Genomic DNA, 509 nt, shown 5'->3' with positions numbered 1-509 from the left:
CAAGAAGTTTCCAAAGCACTTGTAACAAATGTTTGAGAACTACTTTTTAAATCAGCTTTCCAGATTGTTAAAGAGCATGTTTGCAACGGCGCGAGGCCGAAGAAAACAGAGTTAAGAATCAGTTTCTTAACTCTGCATTCTTGTTAGCAAGAAGAGAAGTGGCGTCCCCTAGGGGATTCGAACCCCTGTTACCGCCGTGAAAGGGCGGTGTCCTAGGCCTCTAGACGAAGGGGACCCCGGGTCTGCTTTGCAGTGCTTGCGCACTGAGACAACAGGTAGCAGTAAACTGCTATTCACATCCCGTTATCCGGCAGAGGAGGTTTTCTCTCATCCATCCCGAGGGCTGGACAACAGAAGCTGATGCATCACTGCATCAGGTCTTTGCTCTAACTACTTTGAATCAAGGCAATCTGTGTGAACACTCAACAACTTCGACATCTTAAGGTAAGGAGGTGATCCAACCCCAGGTTCCCCTAGGGTTACCTTGTTACGACTTCACCCCAGTCATG

General features: G+C 48.1%; 1 tRNA gene and 1 rRNA gene. Both read right to left on the bottom strand.

What is annotated here, in order from left to right:
- Window positions 1-159: 159 nt before the first annotated feature.
- A tRNA-Glu gene (locus G5315_RS20525) sits at window positions 160-235 on the bottom strand.
- Window positions 236-445: 210 nt separating this feature from the next.
- Window positions 446-509, bottom strand: a 16S ribosomal RNA gene (locus G5315_RS20520); the annotation flags it as partial.

The sequence above is a fragment of the Aeromonas sp. 603607 genome, assembly GCF_049171595.1.
GTDB classification, from domain to species: domain Bacteria; phylum Pseudomonadota; class Gammaproteobacteria; order Enterobacterales; family Aeromonadaceae; genus Aeromonas; species Aeromonas veronii.
Note: the sequence above shows the minus strand (reverse complement) of the source record. Positions and strands in the feature narration are given on the sequence as shown.